Raw genomic sequence first — 23903 nt, forward strand, 5'->3', positions numbered from 1 at the left:
GCTCTTGCCGGCATCCGAGACCTGCCGCCTCCATGATGTCGCGCAGCGCCAAAGCGGCATCGATGACTTCATACCATTCGACGCCTTCGCCGGGATCGAGGTCCAGAACGACGCGATCGGCATGCTCGATGTCGTCCACCGTAGCGTTCCAGGGATGAAGCTCCACGACGTCCATTTCGACCAATCCGATACCCTCCGGCGAAGGCCGCCTTGCGAGAGGATGGCACGGTAGCGAGGCTGCGCTCTTAAGGTCGTCCTTACGAGCGAAGTTAGCAGCACAGCATGAGCCATATGACGTTATTGACCGGGCCGGAGCGGCGGCGTCGTTGGAGTGAAGCGGATCAGTGCCGGATACTGGCGGCGGCATTCGCGCCCGGGGCCACAGTGGCGGCGGTGGCCCGTCAGTACGATGTCGCGACCAGCCTGATCTACAAATGGCGCCGCACGATGAGAGCCCGCGAGACGGGCTTTGCCGAAGTTGTCGTGGTTCCCGATGAGCCTGTCGCCGTTTCGCGGCCGGCGGCATCCCCAGCGGTGATCGAGCTGGAGGTCGCCGGCAAGGTGCGGCTGCGGATTCCGCTGACCACGCCGCCAACACTGGCGGCAGCGATGGTGAAGGCGCTGGGCGTTTCATGATCCCGGTTCCGAGCCAGGTGCGGATCTGGTTGGCGGTCGGCCGGACCGATATGCGTCGCGGGATGCAAGGCCTCGCTCTGCAGGTTCAGGAGACGCTGGGCCGGGACCCGCATGCCGGCGATATTTACGTCTTCCGCGGCCGCAGCGGCAATCTGATCAAGATTATCTGGCATGATGGGCTCGGCATGTCGCTGTATGCAAAACGGCTCGAGAAGGGCCGGTTTCTATGGCCGTCGCCGGCGGACGGCACGGTTTCCATATCACCGGCGCAGCTCGCCTACATGCTCGACGGGATCGATTGGCGCAACCCGCGTCACACGTTCCGACCGCAGCGCGCGGGCTGAGTTTTTCTTTGAGTTTGCGCCATTTTCCGCGAGTCAGCGGACGCGTTTTATGATTCACTCCAGGGCATGGTTGCCACCGCCCAGGATGCTGTTCCGGACGATATTGGCGCGCTGAGAGCAGCGCTGACCGCGGCGCTGGCCAGAGCCGAAGACGAGGCCGCGCGCGCTGCGCTGGTCGAGGCCGAACTGGCGGTCGCCAGGGCCAAGGCATCGGATGATGCGGCGCTGGTCGCGCATCAGCATCTGACGATCCGGAAGCTGCAGCGGGCGCTGCATGGTCAGAGTTCTGAACGCTCAGCCCGCCTGCACGACCAGATGGAACTCACCTTCGAGAAACTCGAGAGCACCGCGACGGAAGACGAGATCGCCGCCGAACAGGCCGCGGCCCGGACCACCGAGGTGGCGCCTTACATGCGCAAGCGACCGGCGCGCCAGCCATTTCCCGAGCATCTGCCGCGCGAACGCGTGGTCGAGCCGGCGCCGGCCGCTTGCCATTGCTGCGGCGGTCATCGGCTGCGCAAGCTGGGTGAGGATATCACCGAGACGCTGGAGGTGGTGCCGCGGCAATGGAAGGTGATCCAGCACGTGCGGGAGAAGTTCACCTGCCGCGACTGCGAGGCGATCAGCCAGGCTCCGGCGCCGTTCCACGCCACCCCGCGCGGCTGGGCCGGTCCCGGCCTGCTGGCGATGATCCTGTTCGAGAAGTTCGGCCAGCATCAGCCGCTCAACCGACAGGCTGAACGCTATGCCCGCGAAGGCGTGCCGCTCAGCCTGTCGACGCTCGCCGACCAGGTCGGCGCCGGCGCCGCGGCGCTGATGCCGCTGTTCAAACAGCTCGAAGCCCATGTGCTGGCCGCTTCACGTCTGCACGGCGACGACACGACGGTGCCGGTCCTGGCCAAGACCGATACCGGCCGATTATGGACCTATGTGCGTGATGACCGACCGTTCGGCGGCGCCGATCCGCCGGCGGCGGTGTTCTATTATTCCCGCGATCGCCGAGGCGAACATCCCGCAGCGCATCTCGCCGGCTGGAGCGGCATTCTGCAGGCCGATGCCTTTGGTGGTTATGGCGATCTCTATGCGACGGGTCGTCAGCCGGCGCCTATTCTGGAAGCCAGCTGCTGGGCCCACAGCCGGCGCAAAGTGTTCGAGCTGGCCGATATCGAGGCGGCGGCGCGCAAGAAGGCGCACGGCGAGAAGCCCAACCTGGTCTATCCGCTGGCGGTCGAAGCCGTGAAGCGCATCGATGCCCTGTTCGATATCGAGCGCGAGATCAACGGCCTGTCGCCGGCCCAACGCCACGCCGTGCGCCAGGAGCGGAGCGCGCCGCTGGTCACCGAACTCGAGCGCTGGATGATCAAGACGCGCGACAAGCTCTCGCGCGGGCACGATCTGACCAAGGCCTTCAACTACATGCTGCGCCGCTGGTCATCCTTCGCCCGGTTCCTCGACGACGGGCGGATCTGCCTATCGAACAATGCAGCCGAGCGAGCCCTGCGCGGCATCGCTCTCGGCAGAAAGTCCTGGCTGTTCTGCGGTTCCGATCGCGGCGGACAGCGCGCTGCCGTTCTCTACAGCCTGATCGTCAGCGCCAAGATGAACGATGTCGACCCGCAGGCCTGGCTCGCCGACGTCCTCGCCCGACTGCCCGCCTATCCGGCCCATCGGATCGATGATTTGCTGCCGTGGAATTGGAGATCCGCAAAATTGCGGACCCAACCAGCGGCGGCCTGATCATGCAGCGCAATAAGGTGCATCACGTCTACACCGTCGATCGTGTCGCCAGGGACCTCGGCGTCAGCGAAGCGCTCATCCAGGACCTGACCCTCGGTCTCGAGCCCGAGGACGGCGTCATCTGGGTCTACGGCGCCAACGATGACGACGGGATCTTGGCCTTCACCGATGAAGGGATCGAGGAGGTCAAACTCCTCCTCGAAGAATATCATCGCGTCTCCCCAAAGAAACCTTGACCCCAGCACTCCGGTGCTCAGGTTCTCCTGGCCGCCGGATGCGCACGTCTGCGGTCTTCACCGGATGCGTACACCAATCCGAGCAAACCGGAAAGATCATCCACCCACACGCGCACCCCTTCACCACCCTCGCGCTTGTGGACCCGCAATTGGTGCACTGCTGCGGGAATGTCCGGCAGCGGTCCCTTGTGATAGAAGATGGCCCCGAAGGCATGGCGAACCAGCTTCAGCGGCCGCCGGCCAAGATGAACCAACGCCTGATCGGCAACCCGTTCCCAGTAGCCAGCGAGCTCTTCTTTGGAGGGTGAGACCGCATCGGGCAGCAGCTGCAGGATGTTCTCGCGCGGGACGCCATGGTTGCGGTCCAGCCGTCGCTTCGACCGTGCGGGCGGTTTTGCCTGGATAGGCACGAGGTCTTCGCGCAATCCCTTGAACACCGCCTCGCGCAAGATGCCGCGATCAGTCACGCCAGTGAATTGCACCTCCGCCAGAACGTCTGGTCTGACCCAGCTCGCTTTGGGCTTGTCGACAGGCAGTGACAGCGGCGACTTGTCGATGATCAGGGGGCCCCTCCAGGCCCATCCTGCAGGCGTGAGCGAACATGTCGCTGCGGCTTACCTTGAGGTGCTCGGCATAGGTCAATCTCGGCGCTGTATCGCTCAGCAGCTTCTCCAGCGCGGCCTTGCGCTCAATCAGCGGCTGCTGGCGAAGGTCGCGCCCGCTAAGTGCAGAGATCGAATGCATAGAAGATAAGCCTGAGCGAGTTCGGGTTGCCCAATTCCCCGCTCCAAGGCTTGATAGTCCGGCAGACCCGTGTCGCCGAGGACAACGGCTTCGCCGTCGATGATCGCAGACCTTATCGGCAGGTTCGCCGCGGCTTGGACAATGCTCTTGTGGCGATGCGACCAGTCATAGCCGCGACGCGTGAAGGCTCGTGCTCTTCCCCCCTCGACGATGAGTTGGGTCCGGTAGCCATCGTACTTTATTTCGTGAAGCCATTCGCCGTCTTCGGGAGCTTTGGCCACCAGGGTGGGTGATTGAAACTCGATGAAGGAAAGCCGGTCCTTTGCGCTACTCATGAATCTGCGACTCCAGAAATCGACTCAAGCCGCAGGACGAGCCTCGGTTCCGGGCATTTTAGGAAAGTTGCATAAAGTTGGGCGGGCCCTCAGATCTTCGGTGGACCGCACTGTCCCGTGGCGAAGATTCCAGTTCGTGATCTTTGCCTCGACGCGGGAGATGCGATGGCCGACGATGTGTGGCGGACTAGCTGCGTCGGTCGCAACCTCGAACCTGTCATGCACTCCCGTCCCAAGGCCGAGGATAGCAAGCTGATCGCAGCAGAAGGCGAGGGGCGATGACCCGGGCTCAACGCCGTTCGGTATTTTCGCTTCCGGTCAGTTGGCTCGCGCCGCCCAGGTTGTTATCGCATGACCTCGACGGAGATTGCGGCAAGGGCTCGCTCCATGCTCTCAGCACGTATTACAAGAACACTAAGCGAATGACGTCGGCCACCCAGCCGATCGTTGAACTTCTGGGGAAGCTCTTTTTGCACTCCGGCCGAGCCTTCAAAGAGCCTGTGACCTTACTGCAGAGGCCCAGGCGAGCAAGTGTCGCCTGCGATGTCGCCCCCGTGCCGAGCAAAGGGTGTTCCCAGCCGAAAAAATGCCAGAAACTCGCAGCCGCAATCCTCGCCTCCCGCAGCTGCTCCTCCCGATATCAGTGGCGGAATTGGGATTGGCGGTAGCCTGGAGGTGTGACAGACGTTGCAGACACTCGGTCCCTGATGTAATTTAGTATTCGATCAAGTGAGGAATATGCCCGCCGTCGCGACGGCTTTTCTCTCTTTCTGTCTCGGCGGATTGCATGCTCTGTGACGGACCTTGCTAGCACATGCCGTGTTCTTGTGGGCGAGGCAATAGCGTTCAAGGGAATTGCCATGCTCCGACTTTGCGGAATCATCGCAGCCTTCCTCTTCGCGAGCTTCACGACCTTTGACGCTTGCGCCGACCGAAGAGTCGCCTTTGTCATCGGCAACTCGGAGTACCGACAATTCCCCGCACTCAAGAACCCGGCCAAGGATGCCGAGGACGTGTCAAAAACCTTTCGACTGGCAGGGTTCGAGGTCTTCGTCGCAAGCGATCTGACGAAGCTGCAATTCGAGGAGCAGTTCCGCAACTATCTTGCCGCCGCAGACGGCGCAGAACTGGCCGTCGTCTACTACTCCGGCCACGGTTTTCAGATCGGCGGCGAAAATTTTCTGATCCCGGTCGATGCCTCCTTGAAGCAGGCGGCGGACATCGAAGTCCAGGCCATCAAGCTCAACGATGTGCTGGAACAGTTACGCTCGAAATCAAAGATTCAGGTGATCATACTCGATGCCTGCCGCAACAATCCGTTCCCACGCAAGAATTACTGGCTGAGAGACCAGCTCATCACTGCCGGCAATACCGGGCTCGCACAGGTGAGAAGCTCACTGAACACCTTGATTGCCTTTGCCACCGAACCCGGGGCGGCGGCTTATGACGGCGCCGGCGAACTCAGCCCGTTTTCGGCGGCGTTTTCCCGTCGCGCGCTGGCCCCGAACCAGGAGATCCGCACCGTGATGGCGGCGGTGCGCCGCGATGTGGTCGAGGCCACAAACGGCCTCCAGGTTCCCTGGGAGAACTCATCGCTGATCGACGAAGTTGTCCTGATGCGCCGCAGCAATCGACCATCGCTGCCGCCCGTGCTGGAGAAGGTGGTGCTGTCAGGAGTCGGACCCGTCGACTTGGGCTTGCCTGAACCGGTCGATGTCGATGGTGGCACGATTACCCTGAGCATCGAAAGACCGCCCGCCCTGGGACGTTTGATGCTGGACGGCAAGGCTGTTGAGTTGGGCGTGCCGATCCAGGGCAAGGATCTGCCGCGCCTGCAGATGGATGTTCCCAAGGGAGTCGCCCCGCAGGAAGAGGTCGACATGCTGGCCTATGCGACGCATGACAACTGGGGCGGCCAGACCCAAGGCATCGTCGTGTTTCGGGTCAAGAGCGGTGAAGGCGCGCAAGGCGAACAGATCATGGCTTCGCTCGAGGCCGAGCAGAAGCAGCAGGTGCTGGAGCGTGGCATTCATATCACCGGTGCGGCCGAGGCGATCGAGAACCGCGACATCGACGTTCCCGTGGGCGTGGGTCCAGTTGCGCTGAATCTGGATTTCCCGACCGATGATCCCGCCGTCAGCCTTAAAGTATCGAGTTATCCGGCAACGGGAACGCTCTCGCTGCCCGATCGAACCCTGTCGCCGCAGTCGAGCCTGATGGCCGGAGAGGTCGATCGGCTGCGCTATGAACCGCAGATCGGCGCGGAAGCCAAGGTCGAGGTCGGCTTCGAAATCCGGGCGGACAGCAGCTCATCAAAGCCCGCCACGATGAAACTGTCGCCGACGATCAATCCGTGCGACACGGCTGCCGGCGAACCTCTCGATCTGCAAGGCGTCAGCCCCGGCCTGCTGCCGAATGAAATTGGCGCTAGCGCGGTTGAGCTTTGCGAGGCCGCGGTAAAGGCTTATCCGGAAGTCCCGCGCTTCCGCTACGAACTGGGGCGGGCGCTGCTTGCGGCAGGCAAGGTCGAAGAAGCCAAGACAGCCGTCGAGGAGGCGGCCAGGAAGGGACATGTACGCGCCGTGTTCGAACTCGGCTACATGTATGCGACCGGAGCCGGCGTGGCCCTGGACCGCACCCAGGCCAATGCCCTCTACGCGGCGGCCGCCGACAAAGGCGATCCCTACGGAATGACGTCGTGGGGTCGCGCCTTGTTCAATGGCTATGGCGTCAAGCCCGACACCGGCAAGGGTTTGGACCTGCTGCTCAAGGCGGCAGCGATGGGGCACACCTATGCCATGAACGATCTGGCCGCGATCTTCACTGAGGGCCGCAACGGCGTAACCGCTGACCCGGCCCGCGCTGTTGCCTTCCTGCAAGCCGGTGTCCAGCGGCAGGACATGTATTCCATGAACCTGCTCGGGCGCAATTACTTGTCCGGGCAGGGCGTGGAAAAGGACCCCAAAACGGCGTTAGCGCTATTTCAGAAGGCAATCGATCTCGGTCAGCCGTATGCGCCCGGCAGCCTCGCACGCATGTATCGGGATGGTGTCGGGGTGGGACGGAGCCTCGCAGAAGCGCAAAGATTCTTCGAAATTGGGATCGCTCGGGGTGATCCGTCCGCAGCTTACGATCGCGCGGCCCTCGAAATGCAAAAGGGCGATAAGGCCGATCAGGCCCTTGCCGTGCGCTTCCTTGCGCTTGCCGCCGCACTTGACGTGCGCAAGGAACTGCCGGACGCCCAGAGGTCGCTGGCAAAGTTCGGACCGAAGCCAAAAACAGCGGCGTTGAAGCAACTGCGACAGGAACTGAAATCGAAGCTTCCCGGGTCCGGTTCACAAGACACTCAACTGGTTAACGCGGCCAGACGAGTCTGGGAAGAAGCCAATCCGCGTCGGGACTTGTTCTGACCAAGGAGGAGACAATGGCGAGCAGAGTATTGAAACACGCAATACTTGGAACAGCGTTATCCGGCTTGTTGGCGGGCCTCATGGGCTGCACTTCCCTGGTTCCGAGAGTTGAACCGACGCCACTGGTCGAAACGCCCCAGCCGAAGATTCTCCGCCGGGTGCCTCCGCCGAAGGTCGTCAAGCCCGTTCGCAAACAAAAAACCGCGAAGAAAGTGATTATACCGGTTGAGGACGAGCCTGTTCCTGCGCCTGTCATTCCTTCTGGTGGCGGTGGCGGTGGAAGCGGGGGAGGCGGCTGGGGTTGATCAGGTCAGACCGAAGAAGGATTGCATGAGCCTGGCGTCCGATGGCGCTTTCTGATCCTACCAGACTTGCCAGTCGTCATCGACATCCCGCCGAACACGACAAAAGACAGCAGGGAGAACCGGCCTCTGACGGAAATGGGTGAAGTCGTCCTCAGGCCTCGGTCAGGCAGGCGGGGAGGATTCAATTGCTGGCCGCGTCATGCCTTCCGGGACGAGGCTGACCCGCTAGTCTAGTTTCCGTCCACAAACACGTGTATTTCGCAGCGTTTACAGAGGTTTATGCTAGGCTGGGTCGCCTTAGCGACGGGATGGATGGGATCACGGGCGCTGACCGTCGACAAGATAGCGTGGTCAGCACTATCAGCCGCACGCCGCGACGGCCGGCAATGGCCGGTGCGACGCAACGACGATGCCGGGATTGGCGTTCAGGTCGCTTTGAGGCGGGTGAAGAGGACGAGGTTGTAGGCCACGACCGAGGACCAGACGTAAGCCTTGAAGTGATCAAGGCCGCGCCAGGTGCAGCGTGCCAAACCGTAGGCGCGCTTCAGGCATGATATGCCGGCTTCGATGCCGGCGCGGAAGTTGCGCAGCTTGCGATAGACCCACTTGCTTTTGACCATGTCCTCGATCCTGAGGCCGGCTTTCTTGTGGAAGGCCATGTCGCAGACGCCCCACGCCTTCGCCGTGGCCAGGTTGTCACGAGTGGCGAAGCCGCCATCGGCCGCCGCTTGCCGCGGCGCTTGGCCGTAGAGGTCGATGTGGCGCTCCAGCATCGGCAGCAAGCGGTCGCTGTCGGCCGGGTTGCCTGCTTCGATCACCAGATCGAGGATCAAGCCGCTCCTGCCGGTGGTCAGGTTGAGCTTGTGACCGTACTCGGTATCGCGGCTGCCTTTGACGATGATATCGGCATGCTCTTCGAACAGGCTGACCAGCTTCTCGCCGGCCGCTACCTGCTCGCCGGCCAACACCCGCCGCTCGCTCTGTCTGATGATGCGTTCGACCAGCGGCTGATAATGATGGACCTGGAGTTGCCACAGAGCGATGGCCGGTGTGATCGCAACGGCCAATCGCTCGCTCGCCTGCTTCAGATAGGCCAAGGTCGCGTGGGTGATCGCGATCAGCTCGCGGTAGAGTTGGACCCGATTGGGTCGACCGCGCGTGAACTGGATCTTGCGGGCGCGCTTCTTGGCTGCGCGGCAATGATCACGCCACTCAAGGCCGGCGCCCCCGATCAAGGCGTCGGCCCGCTTCAGCAGGCGCACCATGACCCGCACAGCATCCCAAAGCAGGCTGCTGTCGCTCGGTTCGTGCATGAGTGCCGAGGTCACGGTGCTGTCCAGCCGCACGACCGCGCCGTCTTCGAGCTTCGCCTGCCGAGCACCCGACAGCAATGCCCTATTGATCTGCTCCCAGGTCTCGGACCGGATCGCACTGATGGTCCTTTGCAGCACCGACTTCTGTGGGCTCCATGACCATGGTAGGCGGGCAAAGGCTCGGAACGACGCCGAGTCCTCGAGATGGAACGCCAGCTCCTGATAAGTCAGCTGCCGATATTGCTTGAGCAGCGCGCAACGCAGCACTGCTTCGGCGGGCAGTCCCCGCCGTCCAGTCGCCTTGACGCCATGTCGACGCAGGTCGCGCGCCACCGCGCCAAGCAGATCGCGATGCTTATCCAGCCATTGCGACATCGCTTTCAGTTCATGGCCGATCTCGTGTACGGCGAAAACATCGAATATGCTGGCTTGGACGGTGCGTTCTTGGCGCATTGTCGGCTCCGGCGGTGGCGGGGACTTGGACTCAGTGGCATGATCCAAGATACCTGAAACCGCCGGGCCTTGCTCGCGCAAAGATGCGATTCAGCTAACAAAATCAAACGCTTGTCGTTTGCGGACGGAAACTAGTCTAGCTCTGACGATGAGACCTGACTGCCTTCGTGAGGGAGTCACGCCGGCCGGGCGCAAGATCGTCATGATACCGGACCAATGCCGGCGTCCGCCGTAAACCCTCGATCGGGAAGTCCGGTGATTTGACGGTCGAGCAAGCTCGAAAAATCGCCCAGGACTGGCTCCTTCCCTATCGATCGTGGCGAACTTGAGCTTCGAGGCGAGGTCAGCCACTTCGACGAGAACGCCCGAAAGGGTATTTGGGGAACGCTGCTGGCTTGCTGTCGATGCTGGATTTGGCTGCATGTTGTCGGCGCAAGTGGCTATTGCTGTCGCATAGACGAGATTGCCGCTGCCCGTTTGGGAGCTTGGGGGAGGCGCCGGCCGAGCAGACATCAGGTCCGCCGCCCGCAGAACTTAACAGCGGCCACGCTCGCGCCTACGGCGTTATCGCGGAAAGCCGGACGGCAGCCGGTCAGCGCATAACTCACATGCGAGTCCGTCTGCGCCTTACAATCGCAGCGGCTGGGTCAGACCGCTGGCTGTCTCAACACAAGCCGGGTTGACCTTGCAACTGCCAGCGCACCAAGGAGCGCCGTTAAGTGAACAGCACCTCTTCCTGTAGATGACGGCGTGATGCGATCCTACCAGACTTGCCGATCATACCAATCGTCAATATCCTGCCGAACGCGGTCCCTTTCGATACCGTAGCGTTCCTGGATCTTGCCTTCGAGCTGATCGCGATTGCCAGCGATGCGATCAAGATCATCATCGGTAAGTTTGCCCCACTGTTCCTTGATCTTACCCTTGACCTGCTTCCAGTTTCCTTCGACGCGATTCCAGTCCATGACATATCCTCCATTGTTTTGCACAAGGCGAAACGGTCGTCCGGCCAGGGAGTTCCGGGACGAAGATCTCTGATGTTCACGTCTCCAGTTGGGAAGGTGACGACGCCAATCAGGAGATGGTGGGCCTTTGGGGACGCGTCGACCTCCCCGAGCGGAGCGTGACGTGTTGAGCGAGAGGAGCACGGCTGTCCCGCACATGATCATCCATGTCGAAATCGCCCACCCAGGCTTCGAGCCGCTAGGCTCGCCCGCGGTAGCGACGTGCCGGATCCGAATACATGGGCTCATTCGATACCCTGCCTGGGAGCTGGCTCGGTGGCACGCGCGTCGCCACCATTGAACCGGAAGGGTCCGGCCGCGTTGTCTGGTGACTGGTACGGCGATTGTTGTAGATAGAAATGGCGAACACTGGCACAACGCGTGGACGCAACCATGACCGGGCAAGGGTCGCTGGTGGGCAGGACCACGAAATGAAGTATGAGGCGAGCAAAACCGGCGCCAGCAAAGCTGACGTCAGGTCGGCGGTGAAGTCAGTCGCCAACAGTCGCAAGAAAGTCACGACAAGCTGGGCAGGAAGTGAGGCTCGGCCGCACAGACGCTGGGGAAGTTGCAATATCAAGAGCTCGAGGTTCAGCGCAGGGGATAGGCCACATTGCCTATGACCGGCTGCCGCGAATATCTCACGAGGGGGCACGCACATGACTCGCATCGCTACCTTCAATGTGAACGGCGTCAACGGCCGATTACCTGTGCTCCTGAAGTGGTTAGGCGAAAGCGACTACGACATCGTTTGCCTGCAAGAATTGAAGACGTCGGACGACAAGTTTCCTATCGATGCGATCAGAGAGGCGGGTTACGGTGCGATCTGGCACGGCCAGAAATCCTACAACGGTGTGGCGATCCTGGCCCGAGGAATGGAGCCTGTGGAACGCCGACGCGGCCTGCCTGGCGATCCTGACGACACTCACAGCCACTATATCGAGGCCGAGGTGGATGGGGTCGTTGTGGGCTGTCTCTATCTGCCCAATGGCAATCCAGCGCCTGGCCCAAAGTTCGACTACAAGCTGCGCTGGTTCGATCGCCTCATCAACTACGGCCAGCACTTGCTCGAAGTTGGGGCACCCAGTGTTCTCTGCGGCGACTATAACGTCGTTCCAACCCAAATCGACGCCGTGGTGCCAAGGCGATGGCTGGGCGATGCGGTCTATTTCCCGGAATGCCGGCAGGCCTATGCTAAAATGCTCGAAGGTGGCTGGATCGATGCCGTCCGGCGCATCCATCCGGAGAAGGGCATCTACACCTATTGGAATTTCTCCTACTGGGGCGGCTACGATCGGAGTTCGGGCCTGCGAATGGACCATCTCCTTGTGAGCCCCTCCCTTTCCGACCGGCTGCGCAGTGCCGGCGTGGATGTCGACATGCGCGGCTGGGAGAAGCCAAGCGACCATGCGCCGGCCTGGATCAAGCTCTATTGAACGCGAGGAACACAGATGATTAAACCGGATTCTCTCGAATGACAGGCTTGGCGCGCCGTTCCAGACCGGGAAGCTGTTGTCCAGGGGCGATGTCGCCTGCACGAGCGAACTCGAAGCGGCGTTTGACGAGTATATTGTGCCGGGTCGCGTCGGGCGCGCAGCTAGGCTGCCTTCTTAAGGTCCGCCACCTGAACGCCCAGCCGGAACGCCTGACCATCTGCAAACGAGCGCGCGTAGCTCTCGGATGTAAAACGGACGGTGGTCGTGGTGCCATTGACCGTCACGCGAACCGACCAGTCTTTGTCTCTGACGATTTCAACGGCGTGTCGGTCATGCGGAGTCATACATTGCTCCCAGAATCTTACGTTGAGGAGGGAGGATAGCGTCGCAACACTCGTTTGCATGCAAATAATCCGACAGCGCGATGTCGAAATGTCAAAACAGCGCACAGCTAGGCGAACTTAAGTCGATGTCGTCGCCTTGAGCTGTTCAAGGTGGTCTCTTGGCGAAGTTACAAAGTGCGGTGGCAGTCTCTTCAGCCGTCCAGCCTTGCTCGATGCAAGAGGAATCAGAGCCGTGAAAGCGGTTTCAAGGACGGCTGCGCAGTTCACGTCCTGTCCAGGCTGTCCTCGGCAAGAATGTGCGGTGCAACTTGTGCTGTTCGGGACATGAAAAATAACTGGCAGTGCCAGAAAAATTCTGACTTTCATCTTACCGTCGGTCAGCCGTAGTGAAGTTTCGGTTTTGGCTCGGTGCCGGTGAATTTGACGCCGATGCGGTCGTTGCGACGCCAGCGAACCTCCGATCGATAGGCAACTCCATCGACCGACACGTAGAGCAAGAAGCGATCGGGAACCCGGGCATCGGGCGCGACCTTCAGCTCAGCGCCCCCCTCATGCTGATTGCGCAAGGTGCAGCTGATCTCGGAATTCTGGATCCCGGTGATGATCGTCCCGCCCTTTAGCACACGTTGGCGGCGCTCGCGCCGATGCTCGTCGGATCTCTCATCAACTGGGTTCCCGGTGTTTGCCATCGATAAAATGTCAATTCGCCCCTAGGTAATACCGAACACAGACGCGCAGCAATGGATGGGTCATGTTGCCCTATTTCGTGACATTACAGGGCATGCTCAGGTGAATCTGTCGCGTCGCGCAGAAAAAGGCAATGATTTAGAAAAGGTCCCGCGTTTGCCGACATGCCGATCAACACGGTTTCCAAGCTTTTGGTCGACGCCGACCTAAATGCTGACCTTCCGGCAGACAGGCCGAGTAGCCGTCGAACTCCACCTCGTATATCCAGGCGTCGCCCTCGGGCGGCTTCTCGACCAAAGTCGGCATCAAGGCTCAATGAACTCCAGCCGGCTGGTGCCGGCGCCTGCCCACCTACGCAAGGAACCGAGTCTGGATCGTGAGATCCGGCGGCTAGGGCAACGGAACATAATCAGATTACCAAATTAGCAATGATGCATGAGATGGCCTATAACTTGCGCAACCGGTGAACGACCCAATTGCCGCTAGTTAGCGCCAGCGGCCGCTGGTCATCCCCCGATTGGCTGCCGGGCCGTTCCTATCAAACCGCTACGCTCGATTGATCGACTACTCGCGACTATCGAAAGCCACCAACAGGTCAAGGGCCGCAGCGACTTCGACGATAGCCTCGGTTATATGGTCGTCGCATACTGTCAAATCAGGCGCAGACTGCCGAACGTGGCATAATGCGGCTTTGACCGAGACGGTGTCCCCCCGGTCCGCCCTGTTGAGGATTGCGGCAATCGCCTGTTCTAGAACTGGACCGACCCTTTGGACGATGCTCATCCACCTTCCCCCCCGGGAACGCTAGCGTCAAAAATAACGTGTTCGAGGCCGGAATGCAACCGATGGGCGAAATCGCGACTATTTTTCGGTCTAATCATTGCGCATCTGCAAAGGAGACCGAAGGCAAACATGCCGCAGCGGAGCCAAGGGCGATGAATCGTCTCAAAGGCTAATCGTTGTCAGAGTTACAAAAGTTGAACTTCATCGGGGAACGCTCTTTCTGTCTGCCTGTTCGATTTGCCAGCGCACCCCGCGCATTCAGACAGGAGAAAGAAGATGAAACGCATCCTTTTGGCTTCGGCCGTGCTGGCGGTGTCGGCCGGGCTTTCCTTTGCCCAGACGACGAGCGGAACTTCGAGCGGAACCTCGACCACGACAACCATGCCCAGCACGACGGATCAGGGCACCGGCACGACGGGCAGCGGGACCAACATGTCCGGCGATCAGGGCACCGACACGACCACCACCAGCGGCACCACAAATCCGAACTCGGCCAGAGACTGCGCGCCCGGCCAGCAGACTGGCAGCGCTCAGCAGGCGGCGCCAGGTCAGCAGGACACGACAGCCAACACCGCCGCGCCAGGCCAGTTGAAAAAGACCGACGAAGGTTGCTGATTGGCACATCGGCACAGGTTGGAATCACCAGCGTGTGGCTGGCCAGTCTCCCCCGACCACCGCCTGAACTCAACTCGGCTGGCGAGCAAGCTGCCGCCAGCCGAGCATCACCGCAAAGCCGCTCGCTCGCTACAGCGCTATCGAGAGCGCGCTCGCGAGCGGCTTCGCTACCGGAGCCAGACCATCGCCGGTGAGCCGCCGAAGGAACGTGGCATCTTGCCGCGCTGCGCCGATCCCCGCTGCCGGAGCCGATCTCCAGGTCAAGATCTGATGCGACATCTGCTCGATACAAACCGACTCGGAGCCCTGCTCTAAAGGACGGCCCAACGAAACGACCATAATTTTTTTATCTCCTCCCTCACAGCCGCCGAATTCGTCGCGGTGTGCTTGAGAAGCCGTCGGGCAAGCGGCATGACGAGCTCGAAAAAAGTTCGCGGCGTCGGACGGTGCGCAGATGCTTTTTGCCGGCCGGGTCCTGTTGTTCGACGAGAGGATGGTCCGGCGAGGCAAAGTGCCGGGCCCAAGGAGAGCCAGCTCAGCCTCAATCGCCTCGGCCACCGGTTCTTTGAATTCGCGGTAATCCATATTCATGCAACCACTGCCCTTGTCTTCGCGTTTGGCCGCGTTCAATCGTGGAGAGCGACAAGAATGCGGGCCTTCTGTCCAATTACAATCTGCCTCAATGGCAACCTAACGGTGGTCGCGTCCATAGCCGACGCAATGAAGGTGCTTCAGCAACCATGGCCTAGAATGGGAAAGCCGGGGCGGCTCAACGCGATCCGAATGGTCGAGGAATCCCTGGCCGGGCATTGCAGCCAGCAAGCTGCATTCGAGGCCTTCAAGGCGGCCGCGGCTGAACAGGGACTCCTTAGAACAAGAGGGACCAGCGCAGGTCTGGGGAAAGTTGCGCGGATGGTTGAAGACCTGATGTGAGATCATGCCGGCCTCGCTAACACTGCAGAGGCGCCCCACTTGAAGCCCGAATACTGCCTTCTCCCGCGAGAGCCGAAACGCCTCAAACCGGGCTATTAGCCCGGACGCGAGAAGGCCCTGGCTTCGCGTCCGGGACAGCCAGGACCACTTATCCGACGGTGAATTCTGCGCTGCCTAAGCAGTGCGGCTGCACGCCCATTTGCGATCGCGTTTGGGATCCACATTGAGGTTAACTCTGATGATCTGCCCCATCTTGTCAGAAAAAGACATTTCCCTTGACCTTGCGAGTAAAGGAAAGCAATCAGCCTTGACAAAAATCGCGATCAGGATTGCGCGGAGAACTGGGCTTGATGAGCAGATGATTCTCCGTGGTCTCTTCGACCGCGAGTGTCTCGGCTCGACGGCATCGGTCGTAGCGTCGCGATCCCTCACGCTCTGCTTGGCACGATCTCTTCGCCAGTCGTGTCTTTGACGCGCCTGGCCCAGCCCGTTGACTTCGACGGGCCCTACGACAACCAGTCGATCTCATTTAGACTGTACTCTGGCGGCGCTCTGCTACTTCCGCCTTCCTCCCTGCCCTTTCGCAAAGATGCCGGCTGCTTCGAGTAGCTCATGTTCGGGAGCGACTCCGATTGGCGCGGTCAGCCGATGAGGTGTTGGCGATTGTCGAAAATGAGCCGCTTCCGGGAATTTCCACCAATTTGAATAATTCCCGTGTCCAGCCTGGCGTTGTGATGGCAGTTCAGCAATGCCGGATTCAATTGACGCGGCGCATACCGCAGTCAACTATGGGGGCTCGCTACCAGCCGATGAGGCGGCCTTCGCGGGGAATTGAAGCATCTTCGGGGTTCCTTTTCTGCGCGGTAACCCAAACAGAATGTCTGCGTCGTCACATTACTCCGAGGCCGCGTCGCGCTCCGGCAACGCGCGGTCTGGTTCCCCCGCGGGTACTGCGATCGATCAGCCCCGCATCGTTGAGCGCAGGATGGCCTGCATGTGCTCTTTCAAGTCGAGTTCGCCTCGTGCCTCAACAGTCAACAGGTACTCGGCCTTGACCCGGCGGTCGCCTCGGCTGGTCGCAGGATAGGAACAGATGGCCAGCAAGGCTTGCTCTTCAATTCCGTCTGCCATCTTGCGGTCGTGCCAGTTGCTGCCCGCTCGATGAACAACCCTGTGGAGCGCGGCATAGGCGGTTTCATGGCTTGCGATCAGCGCCTGCAGTTCGCGCGAGATACCTTCGCCTTCAGCAAACGTCGGTTCAACGACAGACGCAACGGCGGTGAACGCAAGAAGTGTACGGCGGGTGACTGCGAGCATGCCTCATATCCTTGCCGTCTGATGAGTGCGGGCACACCATAGCACCGGCGCAGTGTTTGGAGAGATGCTTTGCAACGTGACCCTATTGTCTGCTGACAAAACGTTTCCGATCCCGCAGCTGCTCCTCCTGCAATGGCTGGCAGGTTCAGTCTCCTGAAAGGTCCTAAGGTGTGAGGCTAGTATGCCATTGAACGCCAGCCAATCGACCTAAAAGGCGAGGTCACCCGCATCGACGAGGACACCGTGACGATCGACCTCGGGCCGCTGGTCACGGTCGACGGTGACAAGGTCCGGTTGGTGGAGAAGTCTCGGCCGCCAAAACGACGAAAGGCACTTGTCGATGCCCCGGATTAGAACCGACAACATCGCGACAGGTTATGAGGGCAGGGCGCATGACGGGCGGGTAGAGGACGAGTCAAAGCACTTTGTCTACTGCCCAGTCTGCGGCCAAACGTTCGACGCGCGCGATCTTGGACAGGTGTTCCACCACGCTGAGCCGCAGCACGAGCCGCTTCCGGTCGAGCAATAGTCCAGCAGTTGAGCTCCGGCGGCAGAACGACCTTGAACCCTTCAGCGCGCCAGCGACCTTGGATTCGGAGAAAAAGGGTGACGTCAATACCAACTTCTTGCGATGTAATTTCCCTTTGAGACAGGCACGCTCGAGGTGGGGAGTGATCGCCATGACCGTCCTCGCCTACAGCATTACCAACGACATCAGAGGATCGTGGAGAGTCGTCTTCGTGCGTGACGAACTGCATTTGTATGCATCTGGACATCGAGTTTAGTCTGCTAGAGGCCGATTCAGATCCGGTCGATTGGATGAGCGTTGATGACTTCCCTGCACGGCGGCCAGCCGGCGCACTCCACAAGCGAGCGCGCGACAGCTTGGTTCCACTGATTTGTAAAGCGCTGACAAAGCGACCGAAGCTACGTGATCGCCTCTAGCGTGAACAGACCTGAGGGCGCGCTGATCCACAGACATTGGCCAAGAGCCCGCGTCTCTGGATTGAGGAGACGCGGGCCGCATCGGAGTCAGCCGATCTTGCAGCAATATCGTACGGAGGATGTACTGCGTGCACCGAACCTTCTCCGCGCGCCCGTGTTCCACCCGGACCGCAAAAAACTCCCGCCGCACTGCCAGAACGGCGGACCGATCAAACGCTTTGCGCCAAGCGGGCGGATGCGGGGGTTGGGCTTGCCAAGCGAGCGTCGACAGTAAGCGACCCCGAGCGCAACAGCGGCAAGGCGTCCACCAACCGCCGGTTGGAGCGACAGGACGATTGAGCCACCGGCAGGTCAGGTCATGCCGAGTCGCTATCGCTCGCAACCAGATGGTAGCGGAAATTGTTGCGGATATGGTCGTTGAAGTAGCGCCCCTTGGCGAACGCGGCCCGGAACGCGGCAAAGGTTTCCGGCGGCACGTCCTCAAACTCGTACCGTTTGCCGCTGGCCACGAACCAGACCGAGAGGATTCTTCTGTCGGGATCGTATTCCGTTTTGCGTATTGATGTGGAGGGCATGACGGCGGCTCGATTCGAAAAGCAATCAACGAGCGGAGAGGCCGTCGCGTTCCTATGACTGTGGTGGTGCGGTGAGGCACGGAGCGCCAGCGGCCGCGATCAGCGCCTCATCGAGAATCCACTTCAGCTTCGCCGACCGCCCGTAGCTTCATCTGCTGCCGTTCTCACTTGCCCGGAACGACAGCCAGCGGTCGCGGTATGCGGGGCAGCTTCAATATGTCCCGCGTCGGATACCGGGAAAGCGGGCCAGCGCCAGTTGGACTTTGTAATGGAGCGGCGGCGCAGCGGCGAGCCCGTTGATCGGCTCGTCTCGGCGTCCACGGGCCATTCTCCTTGCGCCGGTCTTCCGCGATCCTTGCCTTCCACGCATCGCTGCAGGATTTTCGCGAGGTGAATTGAGACCCGCCACAACGCTGATCCTCTGGGACTGTCAAGGGCCGTTCGGCGGGCTTTGCTCCGGAACAATGTCTTCTTCCGAAACTTTTTCCTTAAGTAGCAAAGGAGATTCGAAATGTCAGAAAGCCGCGAATGGTTTGTCCAATGGCTTAGAGATGCTCATGCCATGGAAGAGCAGGCAGAAACGATGTTGAACGGGCAGTTGAGCCGTATCGAGAATTATCCCGAACTGAGCGACCGAATCCGACAGCACCTCGACGAAACGAAGCAGCAGGCTGCCCGGCTGAAGACCTGTCTCGATCAGATGGACGAGGGTTCATCCACGATGAAGGACGCTGGCGGCAAGCTGACGGCGATGGCGCAATCGCTGAGCGGCGTCTTCGCCGGAGACGAGGTGATGAAAGGATCGCTGGCGAGCTACACGTTCGAGCACATGGAAATCGCCTCCTACACGATCCTTATCGCCGCTGCTCGATCACTCGGCGAAACCGAGGTCCTTCGGGCTTGCGAAGAGAATCTGCGAGAGGAAGTCGCGATGGCGGATTGGCTGAAAACCCATCTTGCCTCCACGACCGAGCAGTTCCTCGCGCGGGCCGAAGCGGACAGCGACAGCGCCAAGCGGTGTTCGGGTGGGAACGTAGTGGTCGTGAAGTCGGGCTCGGCGCGAGGCTCGTTCACCGGCTCCGATGTCGACGGGAGAGCTTCCGCGGCTTGGAACTGAATAGGAGCAGCGGCGGACGGCAACGATCGAGGGTGCCCATCGATCATTGCCGCCAAAGAGAACATAGCGAAAATTGCTTGTAGGCGTTGCCGTAGCATCAAAGCGCGCTCGATACCTGCTTCCGGCGTCGGCGTTCTTCGAATTTACCGGAACGACGTACCTGAAGGCGAAATATCGATGTCCGCTCCACGCTCCTCGTTTGTGGCCATCGCCGGACCGAGAGGAAGTCCGCCGCTCCGCTAACACGGGGCTGGGCGCGCCAAGGTCATCGCTGAATGTAAAGCCATTTCTGCAGAATTCGACGCACACAATGCCGATCCGAGGCCAACTGGGAGTGCATACCCCAGCTTGGAATTGTGCGGAACCGTACGAAGCCGATTGCAAGCAACCAACCTGGTTGGCCGGGCATTAGCAAAGCATCAAATAGGAAAGCATCGGGAGGAAGACCATGCTGCACGTTAACATGCCTCGCGAATTTGAGGTCGGCGACGAGGTTGCGCTGGCAGGTACCGTCATCGCGATTCTCCCCAGCGGGCGCGCCAGGGTGAGCATTCCTTCGTATGACCATCCTTATACGATTGATCCGCCACCCAAAGTCCGGGCCGGAGACCGAGTGGTTCTTGTTGGGGACGTCACCCGCATCGATCGCGGAGCAAACAAACTCATTGTGCGGATTGACTGCGGCGGGGTGATCACGGTCGACAAGTCGGCGATCACTCGGCTGAGAAAGCACCGCCGGACTTCAGCGGGTTGACACTACGGCGATACAACGGCCGCGCTTGTCCGCGTACGGAAGATGCAAGCGCACTTTGAACAGCCCAAGGGTGCGGCGCTGTCCAGCCGGATACGGGGCGGACGAACGGATAAGCGGAGTTCGACGGCTAGGACACGAATCCAGCCTAGTGCGTCGCTGGCGGCTTCGGACTACTGGTGAAGCAAGTCCGATGTGGGCCTATCGCGACCCCGCTTCACCTGCCGTCCAGCCGCTCGCGCATTCGCGATCCAGGACGTGTCGCACGTGCGCGCTGTCGAAGGAGGCGCCCAGCAACATTTCGCGTGAAGGCAACGCGGGCGTCCGATCGATCGTAACCTTTCTCTGCAATGAGCGCCTTGTTGCCGGCGATGGGCCTCCGGCTTTTACGCATTATGGAGATCACATGTTGGTCCCGGCACCCGATGCCGGCAACAGGTCTGCTTCGGAGCGTCGTGACAGAACTGGGTGACATGGTTGCGGTGGAGTAGGCGCCGTCGCCCTGGATGAACAACAACCTGTCGCATGCGGTGCATGCGTTGTCGAAGCTTTCGGTTGGTCACGGCCGCGGCCGCATCGACAACGACCGCAACGGCATCAAGTCGTTGCTGAAAGCCCGCAAGGTATCTGTCAAGACATAGCGTGCCGGCGAAGGTCCGCCCTAGCGACAGGGATTCGTTCTAGGCCGATCGGTCGGCAACGCGACCGGCCAGATGAGCGAGAGCTTACCCTCGGTGTTGGTCTCGACCCGGCTCGCACAGAGGCCGTGAAGGGACATCTCCAAACACTCATCGACGGTCGTCGATCACTGCCGACTACGAGTCGAGGTCGTATGGCTCGTGGCCTAGCTCGTTGTGATGAAGCGCCTCTGCCATACACCTGATGTCGAACGCCTGGCCGCACGCCGGGCAGAGGACGAAATACTCCTCCTCCCGAAGTGGCGATGCATCGTGGTCTTGGGGGATGACGATGTCATTGTATTCGTCGGGCATTGGGTCCTCCGGCAACGCCGCCCGCCATGCTGGAACGCCTGCCGGCAGGATTTGTTTCAAAGTTACTGCGCTTAAGAAGGAGGCCCGGCACGGGTGAAGCACAATGTCGGTAAGCGCAAGGGGACGACAATCAGCGGCCCCGCTAACAATCGTGGTTGCGCCTTTGGGCATCGTGGTTCAGACCGCTGGCGGATTAGAACTCTGTTGGCTTTGCGATCGGCTCATCGCTGCCGACAATCGGTGACCTATATAAAGGGGCATGTCCACGCGCCGAAAAACCAATGCAACAGCGAAGCTGATTGGAGAGTGGCCTTTAACCCCGGCTGCAACGTTTGGATCGTCCGTCAGAGCGAGGGGTATTTTTCTCGAAATACGCGCCCGCCTTCCAACGGAGTTCAGGAAATTGCTCAATATCGAGTCCCGCGTGCTTACCCTGCGCCTGTCTGAGGGCGCCGAGAATGATGTGCAGGTGGTATTCGGGATCGTATCCAAAGCACTGCAGAATATCGAAGACCTGCCCGTAATCCCCCGTGAAATCGAGGACATTCTGACGATCTCGACGGCCGAACGGCACCGCTGGCTGAAAGATGGTCGCTTGCAGAGCGCCGGGACGAAAACGGTGAAACTCCGCGGGCGGGCAAGGAACATCACCTTTCACGTGTTCGACCCGCAGCACGTGGAGGATGTGCTTGACCGCGACCTGGTTACGGTCTGGCGCGAACAGGACGCAGCGACAGCTGCAGAGAATAGGCGGCGAGCCGCAGGGAAGGCCGCTATGAAACGCGCTCAAAGAAGCGGTCGCGGAACTGCAGCTTCAGCTGGCTACGGCCCCGATGAGAACGCGCACTCCAGTTTGCGCGGCTGGGAAGATTTTGAGAAGGACGGACTCCTGCGCTGATAGGCCGGGCGCACAAGCAGGTTAGGACGTTTGCCTGCGCCGTGCGAGATGCGCAAGGAGGGCCGTCAAACGCATCGCGTTCAGGACCCGCTTCGCAGGGACACCGCCCTTGCGCGCCATCTCGACACCCCAATGCATGTGGTCGAGCTCGCGGATCGAATGAGCGTCCGGATTGATGCTGAAGATGCAGCCCTGATCGAGTGCCTTTTGATGCCAGCGCCAGTCGAGGTCGAGTCGCCACGGATGTGCGTTGATTTCGACAGCGACGCCGTGTTTCGCACACGCTTTGAGGACTTTGTCGACGTCGAGATCATAACCGGGCCGGCGCAACAGCTGGCGACCGGTCATGTGCCCGATGATTGTCGTCCGAGGATTTCCGATCGCCTCAATGATACGCCCCGTCTGTTCCTTCTTGGGCAACTTGAAGCGGCTGTGCACGCTCGCGACGACGAAATCAAAGTGCTCCAAAATATGATTCGGGTAATCGAGCGAGCCATCAGCCAGGATGTCCGCCTCGATGCCCTTCAGTATGCGAAATTTTCCATTGTATGCCTTGTTCAGCCGGTCAGCTTCGCGGTGCTGTTCAGCAATCTCCTGCAACGAAAGGCCGCCTGCGTAGTGAGCGGACTGCGAATGATCGGCGACACCATAGTATTCGAAACCGCGCCTACGCGTGGCTTCAGCCATTGCCTCAAGCGTTTCGGTGCCATCGGATGCGGTCGTGTGAGAATGCAGGATGCCATGCAGATCTTCATCCCGAATGAGGGCGGGTAGCTTCTGCTTTGCCGCTCGCTCAATCTCGTCCCTGCCTTCGCGCAATTCAGGCTCGATGAACTGCAAGTCTAGAGCTTGGTAGATTTCTTCTTCTGTCGCTGACGCGATCAGCTTTCTCCCGCGATGAAGCCCGTCGGCGTTTAGGGTGAATCCCTTGTCGGCCGCGAACGTCTTCAGTTGCTCAAGGTGGTCTGCCGAACCGGTTGCCTCGAGCAGGCTCGCGCCAAAGTGCTTCCTGTCCGTGACAACAAGCCTGAGGGCCATATCCTCGATTCCAGTCGACTTTCTGGCCTGCACTACCAGGGCGAAGTCGGAAACGAGCTCGCAACCGCGTCGGAAGTCACCTGCAATTTCCACGCGCGAAAACTCTGGATGCTGTTGCTTTACCGATATGACCGCATGGTGGAGAAGAGCGGCGGCCTTGTGCAGGTGAAGTTGCGTTTCGCCGCTTCGCACGATGGCCAGGTTCTGCAGCAGCTTTGTCTGAAGCGCGGCGCCGAGGCCTTTGACTGGGCGGATGCGGTCTTCTCTCGCTGCGGCCTCGAGCTCCGCCAGCGAGTTCACGCCGAGCGCCTGATGAAGCTTCAGTATCTTATCGGGACGAAGCCCGGGTATGGCAAACAGCTCCATCACGCCCGCTGGAACATCCTCGCGCAGCTTCTCAAGGCTTGGGTGCGTGCCGGTTTTGTAAAGCTTGGTCACGATGTCTGCGATCGCGTCACCGATCCCCGGGATCTTGGTGAGGGCGCCGGCGGCGATGATCCGATCAAGCGGCTGCGACAGCGCCATCAGACTGTCTGCCGCGCGCAAGTATGCCTTTGTGCGATAGGGATTGTCGCCGCGCATAGACGCCCGTTGCGCGTATTCCCTTAAAAGACTGGCGACGGTCCTAGGATCGATTTTTGCCATGGCTTCAGCCAAACGAGACCGATCTCCGCAGGTTCCAATGAGGCAAGGCCGTGAGCGCCGCGTTGCCCTTTGAATCCCGGCTTTACCGCCTCTTCCCGCGTCGGACGCTACAGATTGGGCAAGGATTGGTCAGCGCGACCCCATCCAGCCAGAGTTTTGGAGACTGCGCGTTTCTTTAATTCAGGAGCATCGCCCACGTGGAAATGAGAGGGCGCGTCTATTGTCTTCATCTCCGCCCACGTGATCGGTGCCGCGACAGGAGCGCCCGGACGTGATCTCGCGCTGTAAGGCATGATCGCGGTCGCCCCGC

The 23903-nt window shown here is 60.5% G+C and carries 23 protein-coding genes and 3 pseudogenes; 13 read left to right on the top strand and 13 right to left on the bottom strand.

What is annotated here, in order from left to right:
- Positions 1-19: 19 nt before the first annotated feature.
- Positions 20-190: pseudogene (ligD, locus tag NKH93_RS27160) on the bottom strand (non-homologous end-joining DNA ligase LigD); the annotation flags it as partial.
- Between the two features lie 92 nt (positions 191-282).
- Between ligD (NKH93_RS27160) and tnpA the strand changes: the two are divergent.
- The 4 genes from tnpA to NKH93_RS27180 all read left to right on the top strand — a co-directional run bounded on the left by tnpA (position 283) and on the right by NKH93_RS27180 (position 2953).
- Positions 283-636: an IS66-like element accessory protein TnpA gene (tnpA, locus tag NKH93_RS27165; RefSeq protein ID WP_352973617.1), complete on the top strand. Its 354-nt coding sequence runs from the start codon at positions 283-285 to the stop codon at positions 634-636.
- A gap of 29 nt (positions 637-665) precedes the next feature.
- Positions 666-980 carry an IS66 family insertion sequence element accessory protein TnpB gene (gene tnpB, locus NKH93_RS27170; RefSeq protein WP_352973618.1) on the top strand — a complete coding sequence of 105 codons (315 nt, stop codon included), beginning with the start codon at positions 666-668 and terminating at the stop codon, positions 978-980.
- 66 nt (positions 981-1046) lie between these two features.
- Positions 1047-2717, top strand: coding sequence for an IS66 family transposase (tnpC, locus tag NKH93_RS27175; protein WP_352973619.1), 1671 nt, complete (start codon positions 1047-1049; stop codon positions 2715-2717).
- A 2-nt stretch (positions 2718-2719) separates the two neighbouring features.
- Positions 2720-2953: a hypothetical protein gene (locus NKH93_RS27180; RefSeq protein WP_352973620.1), complete on the top strand. Its 234-nt coding sequence runs from the start codon at positions 2720-2722 to the stop codon at positions 2951-2953.
- A gap of 71 nt (positions 2954-3024) precedes the next feature.
- Here NKH93_RS27180 and NKH93_RS34375 read toward each other — a convergent pair.
- A pseudogene (locus NKH93_RS34375) lies at positions 3025-4032 on the bottom strand (ATP-dependent DNA ligase); the annotation flags it as partial.
- 860 nt (positions 4033-4892) lie between these two features.
- On the opposite strand from NKH93_RS34375, the gene NKH93_RS27195 reads away from it, so the two are divergent.
- Entirely contained in the window at positions 4893-7442 is a 2550-nt protein-coding gene (locus NKH93_RS27195; protein ID WP_352756872.1) for a caspase family protein, read from the top strand.
- 730 nt (positions 7443-8172) lie between these two features.
- On the opposite strand, the gene NKH93_RS27200 is transcribed toward NKH93_RS27195, so the two are convergent.
- Complete coding sequence (locus tag NKH93_RS27200; protein WP_352493699.1) at positions 8173-9513, bottom strand: ISNCY family transposase; 1341 nt, start codon at positions 9511-9513, stop codon at positions 8173-8175.
- A gap of 761 nt (positions 9514-10274) precedes the next feature.
- Positions 10275-10478 (bottom strand): CsbD family protein, encoded by a 204-nt coding sequence (locus NKH93_RS27205; protein WP_352450279.1) that lies wholly within the window; start codon positions 10476-10478, stop codon positions 10275-10277.
- A 398-nt stretch (positions 10479-10876) separates the two neighbouring features.
- Here NKH93_RS27205 and NKH93_RS27210 point away from each other — a divergent pair.
- Positions 10877-11035: pseudogene (locus NKH93_RS27210) on the top strand (DUF3606 domain-containing protein); the annotation flags it as partial.
- A 141-nt stretch (positions 11036-11176) separates the two neighbouring features.
- On the top strand, positions 11177-11953 hold the full coding sequence (xth, locus tag NKH93_RS27215; RefSeq protein ID WP_352973622.1) for an exodeoxyribonuclease III: 777 nt from the start codon (positions 11177-11179) through the stop codon (positions 11951-11953).
- A 161-nt stretch (positions 11954-12114) separates the two neighbouring features.
- Here the strand turns inward: xth and NKH93_RS27220 are convergent, their stop codons facing one another.
- Both NKH93_RS27220 and NKH93_RS27225 read right to left on the bottom strand, forming a co-directional pair.
- Positions 12115-12297 (bottom strand): hypothetical protein, encoded by a 183-nt coding sequence (locus NKH93_RS27220; protein WP_352694297.1) that lies wholly within the window; start codon positions 12295-12297, stop codon positions 12115-12117.
- A 377-nt stretch (positions 12298-12674) separates the two neighbouring features.
- A complete protein-coding gene (locus tag NKH93_RS27225; RefSeq protein ID WP_352450276.1) occupies positions 12675-12986 on the bottom strand; it encodes a PilZ domain-containing protein in 312 nt (103 codons plus the stop codon).
- A gap of 1057 nt (positions 12987-14043) precedes the next feature.
- Between NKH93_RS27225 and NKH93_RS27230 the strand changes: the two genes are divergently transcribed.
- The gene (locus NKH93_RS27230; protein WP_352973623.1) at positions 14044-14382 is read left to right on the top strand and encodes a hypothetical protein; all 339 of its coding nucleotides are present in this window, start codon (positions 14044-14046) and stop codon (positions 14380-14382) included.
- Positions 14383-14511: 129 nt separating this feature from the next.
- Here the strand turns inward: NKH93_RS27230 and NKH93_RS27235 are convergent, their stop codons facing one another.
- The gene (locus NKH93_RS27235; protein WP_352973624.1) at positions 14512-14973 is read right to left on the bottom strand and encodes a hypothetical protein; all 462 of its coding nucleotides are present in this window, start codon (positions 14971-14973) and stop codon (positions 14512-14514) included.
- Between the two features lie 57 nt (positions 14974-15030).
- Here NKH93_RS27235 and NKH93_RS27240 point away from each other — a divergent pair, with 57 nt between their 5' ends.
- Positions 15031-15315 carry a DUF982 domain-containing protein gene (locus tag NKH93_RS27240; RefSeq protein WP_352693803.1) on the top strand — a complete coding sequence of 95 codons (285 nt, stop codon included), beginning with the start codon at positions 15031-15033 and terminating at the stop codon, positions 15313-15315.
- Between the two features lie 960 nt (positions 15316-16275).
- Here the strand turns inward: NKH93_RS27240 and NKH93_RS27245 are convergent.
- The 3 genes from NKH93_RS27245 to NKH93_RS27255 form a co-directional block, all read right to left on the bottom strand.
- A complete protein-coding gene (locus NKH93_RS27245; RefSeq protein ID WP_352693805.1) occupies positions 16276-16632 on the bottom strand; it encodes a hypothetical protein in 357 nt (118 codons plus the stop codon).
- A gap of 415 nt (positions 16633-17047) precedes the next feature.
- Positions 17048-17314, bottom strand: coding sequence for a hypothetical protein (locus NKH93_RS27250; RefSeq protein WP_352693806.1), 267 nt, complete (start codon positions 17312-17314; stop codon positions 17048-17050).
- Positions 17315-17933: 619 nt separating this feature from the next.
- Entirely contained in the window at positions 17934-18152 is a 219-nt protein-coding gene (locus NKH93_RS27255; RefSeq protein WP_352693808.1) for a KTSC domain-containing protein, read from the bottom strand.
- Between the two features lie 511 nt (positions 18153-18663).
- On the opposite strand from NKH93_RS27255, the gene NKH93_RS27260 reads away from it, so the two are divergent.
- From NKH93_RS27260 to NKH93_RS27270, 3 genes are all read left to right on the top strand, one after another.
- A complete protein-coding gene (locus NKH93_RS27260; RefSeq protein ID WP_352973625.1) occupies positions 18664-19269 on the top strand; it encodes a ferritin-like domain-containing protein in 606 nt (201 codons plus the stop codon).
- Between the two features lie 448 nt (positions 19270-19717).
- The gene (locus NKH93_RS27265) at positions 19718-20023 is read left to right on the top strand and encodes a hypothetical protein (protein WP_352973626.1); all 306 of its coding nucleotides are present in this window, start codon (positions 19718-19720) and stop codon (positions 20021-20023) included.
- Positions 20024-20526: 503 nt separating this feature from the next.
- Entirely contained in the window at positions 20527-20661 is a 135-nt protein-coding gene (locus tag NKH93_RS27270; RefSeq protein ID WP_352450378.1) for a hypothetical protein, read from the top strand.
- A gap of 174 nt (positions 20662-20835) precedes the next feature.
- Here the strand turns inward: NKH93_RS27270 and NKH93_RS27275 are convergent, their stop codons facing one another.
- Positions 20836-21012 carry a hypothetical protein gene (locus NKH93_RS27275; protein WP_352495879.1) on the bottom strand — a complete coding sequence of 59 codons (177 nt, stop codon included), beginning with the start codon at positions 21010-21012 and terminating at the stop codon, positions 20836-20838.
- A 259-nt stretch (positions 21013-21271) separates the two neighbouring features.
- Between NKH93_RS27275 and NKH93_RS27280 the strand changes: the two genes are divergently transcribed.
- Complete coding sequence (locus tag NKH93_RS27280) at positions 21272-21910, top strand: hypothetical protein (RefSeq protein WP_352973627.1); 639 nt, start codon at positions 21272-21274, stop codon at positions 21908-21910.
- Positions 21911-21931: 21 nt separating this feature from the next.
- Here NKH93_RS27280 and NKH93_RS27285 read toward each other — a convergent pair whose 3' ends face one another.
- Together NKH93_RS27285 and ligD (NKH93_RS27290) are read right to left on the bottom strand one after the other, a co-directional pair.
- Positions 21932-23593 (bottom strand): DNA polymerase/3'-5' exonuclease PolX, encoded by a 1662-nt coding sequence (locus NKH93_RS27285; protein WP_352973628.1) that lies wholly within the window; start codon positions 23591-23593, stop codon positions 21932-21934.
- 107 nt (positions 23594-23700) lie between these two features.
- Positions 23701-23889: a non-homologous end-joining DNA ligase LigD gene (gene ligD, locus NKH93_RS27290; protein WP_352973632.1), complete on the bottom strand. Its 189-nt coding sequence runs from the start codon at positions 23887-23889 to the stop codon at positions 23701-23703.
- Between the last annotated feature and the right edge of the window lie 14 nt (positions 23890-23903).

The organism is Mesorhizobium sp. M0954 (assembly GCF_040319155.1).
GTDB lineage: Bacteria > Pseudomonadota > Alphaproteobacteria > Rhizobiales > Rhizobiaceae > Mesorhizobium.